Annotated in this window: 2 protein-coding genes and 2 pseudogenes; 2 read left to right on the top strand and 2 right to left on the bottom strand. The window is 75.1% G+C overall.

Translation table 11 applies throughout. The features are described 5' to 3' along the window. On the bottom strand, nt 1–1,420 hold a 1,420-nt coding region (gene yczR / locus ACYVE9_RS20840), incomplete at its 3' end, for a MocR-like transcription factor YczR (RefSeq protein WP_461029413.1). A gap of 120 nt (nt 1,421–1,540) precedes the next feature. On the opposite strand from yczR, the gene yczE reads away from it, so the two are divergent. Further along, entirely contained in the window at nt 1,541–2,206 is a 666-nt protein-coding gene (yczE, locus tag ACYVE9_RS20835) for a membrane protein YczE (RefSeq protein WP_461029412.1), read from the top strand. After that, nucleotides 2,203–2,694: pseudogene (locus ACYVE9_RS20830) on the top strand (glycerophosphodiester phosphodiesterase family protein); the annotation flags it as partial. The gene yczE and the pseudogene ACYVE9_RS20830, both read left to right, overlap by 4 nt. Here the strand turns inward: ACYVE9_RS20830 and ACYVE9_RS20825 are convergent. Further along, a pseudogene (locus tag ACYVE9_RS20825) lies at nt 2,656–2,982 on the bottom strand (Nif3-like dinuclear metal center hexameric protein); the annotation flags it as partial. The pseudogenes ACYVE9_RS20830 and ACYVE9_RS20825 overlap by 39 nt on opposite strands. Nucleotides 2,983–3,064 lie beyond the last annotated feature (82 nt).

Genomic DNA, 3,064 nt, shown 5'->3' with positions numbered 1-3,064 from the left:
CTGCCTCGGCCGCGACCGGGCCCCCGACCGTGAACGGCAGCCGCACGAAGCCCTCGAAGGCGCCGTCCACGCCGAAACGGGGCCCGGACGGCACCCGCACGCCGAGCCGCTCCCCCACCTCCGCGATGCGGGACCCGGACAGGCCGCCGGTCCTGGCCCACATCGTCAGACCGCCGCGAGGCACGGTGAACTCCCAGTCGGGCAGCTCCCGGCGGACGGCGGCCACCAACGCGTCGCGGTTCTCGACCGCGCGCCGCCGTCGGACCTCCACCGCCTGGTCCCACCCGTCGGTGGTCATCAGCCAGGCCAGCGCGAGCTGTTCCAGGACGGGGCTGCCCAGATCCGCGTAGGCGCGGGCCGCCACCAGGGTCCTGATCACGTCGGGGGCCGCCCGCACCCAGCCGATGCGCAGCCCCGCCCAGACGGCCTTGCTCGCCGAACCGACCGTGATCACGACGGACCCGCCTGGGTCGAACGCGGCCACCGGCCGGGGCAGGCCCCCGCGTTCGGCCGGGTCCAGGACGAGCCCGGCCATCGTCTCGTCGACCACCAGTGAGGTGCCGGCCGCACGGGCCGCGGCCACCAGCTCACGCCGCTGGTCCTCCGGCACCAGCGCGCCGGTCGGATTGTGGAAGTCGGCAACCACGTAACCCAGGCGGGGGGCGGCGGCCCGCAGCGTCTGCCGCCACGCGGGCAGATCCCACCCGGCGAGGTCCTCGGCCATGGCGACGGGCACCAGGCGAGCACCGGCGTCGCGCATCAACTGGAGCACGTTGGCGTAGGAGGGGTGCTCCACGGCGACGCGTTCACCGCTCGGCGCGAGCAGCCGGCAGATGGCGGCGACCGCGCCCATCGCGCCGGTGGTGACCATGATCTGCTCCGGCATGGTGGGAACGCCCCGTGCGGTGTAGCTGTCCGCGAGGCCCTGCCGCAGGACGTGCAGGCCGGCCGGGTAGTCGCCGTGGGTGCGGGCGTACGGCGGCAGCTCGGCCAGCGCGCCCTGGAACGCCCGGCTGAGCCACGGCTCGTGGGCCGGCAGCGCCGCGCAGCCCAGGTCGATCATGGTGCCGACCGCCTCGGGGGGCAGCGGTTCCAGCCCGCGGGTCGGCAGCGGGTTCCCGGCCGGTACGGCGGTCCAACTGCCCGCGCCGCGGCGCGACTCCAGGAAGCCGTCGGCGCGCAGCGCCTCGTAGGCGGCGGCCACGGTGGTGCGGCTGACGGTGAGGGCCGCGGCGAGTTCACGTTCGGCGGGCAGCCGGGCGGCCACCGGCACCCGTCCCTCCAGCACCAGCAGCCGCACTCCGTCCGCGAGGGCCCGGTAGGCAGGGGTCCTGCGCTGGTCGTCCTCGCCGAGAACGCGTTGTGAGCCGAGCAGCCGGGCAAGCTGCGGGGCACCGACGGCTGAAGTCCACTGAGGCATTCCCGGTCCACCCTTCGCTGATTGGCCATGGAATTGGCCCTGTCACCCGTCCAGAGTGTCACGCGTGCGGCGCGCATGGCAGCACCGCGGGTCGAACCGCGAACGAGAGGGGCGGGGAACGTGTCGGGTGACGGAGGCAGCCGGGGGACGGCGCGTCGGTTGGTGCAGCTCTGCGCGGGGCTGGGGCTGTACGGGGCGAGCTGCGCGATGCTGGTGCGGGCCGAGCTGGGGCTGGGCCCGTGGGACGTCTTCCACCAGGGCGTCGCCCAGCACACCGGGCTGTCCATCGGCACGGTCTCGATCGCGGTCGGTGCGCTGGTACTGCTGATCTGGATCCCGCTGCGGCAGCGGCCGGGCCTGGGTACGGTGTCCAACGTGGTGCTGGTCGGCCTGTCGATGGACGCCACCCTGGCGCTGCTGCCGCAGCAGCACCTGCTCGCGGTCCGGGTGCCGCTGCTGGTGGCGGGCGTGTTGCTGAACGGCGTCGCGACGGGCATGTACATCGCCGCACGGTTCGGCTCAGGACCGCGCGACGGCCTGATGACCGGCCTGCACCGGGTGACGGGCCGCTCGCTGCGGCTGGTGCGCACCGGCATCGAACTCGTCGTACTGGCCTCCGGCTTCCTGCTCGGCGGGGCCGTCGGCGTCGGCACGGTGGCCTACGCGTTGGCGATCGGGCCGCTGGCGCAGCTCTTCCTGCGCTGGTTCACCGGCCGCGGGACGGAGGCGGACACCGTGGGGCGGGTGCCGGCGCCCCGGACCCGGCGGGTCATACTGCGGCGGTGACCGACGCCGCCCACCCGTTCCTCGACCATCCCGCGCCGCTCGCGTTCGCCCACCGGGGCGGCGCCGGCGACGGCTCCGGTGCCGACGTCCCGGAGAACACCGCCCGCGCCTTCCGCCGGGCGGTGGACCTCGGTTACCGCTACCTGGAGACCGATGTGCACGCCACCGCCGACGGGCGGCTGGTGGCCTTCCACGACGCCACGCTGGACCGGATGTCCGACGCCGGCGGCCGGGTGTCCGCGCTGCCGTGGGACGAGCTGCGCCGGGTACGGGTCGGCGGGGAGCCCGTACCGCTCTTCGAGGAGCTGCTGCGGGAGTTCCCCACCGCGCGCTGGAACATCGACGTGAAGGCCGACGCGGCGGTGCGTCCGCTGATGGCCGCGCTGGACGCGGCCGACGCCTGGGACCGGGTGTGCGTCGGTGCGTTCGACGAGCGCCGGGTGTCCCGGGCCCGGGTCGGCCCGGTCGGCGTTGGTGTGCGCGACGTGCAGGGCGACGCCGTTCCCGATCAGGGTGTGCACGACCTTGCCCTTGAAGGTGGAGGCCGCGACCGTCGTGGTCCCGCGCAGGTAGAGCGGGTGGTGGGTGAGCAGCAGCTGGGCGCCGAGGGCGACGGCCTCGTCGGCGACCTCCTGCACGGGGTCGACGGCGATCAGCACCCGGTCCACCTCGGCGTCCGGGTCACCGCAGACCGTGCCCACCGCGTCCCACTGCTCGGCCCGGTCCACGGGCCAGAGGGCGTCGAGCGCGGTGATGATGTCGGAGAGTGCGGGCACGGGGGAAAGGCTACCTGCCGTACGCGCCGCCGTGACCGGCCGCTCGGCCGGGCTCCGCGCCGCCGCTTCCGCCGCCGGCGCG

Source organism: Streptomyces sparsus (assembly GCF_054776295.1).
This window is presented reverse-complemented; position numbering and strand designations above follow the sequence as displayed.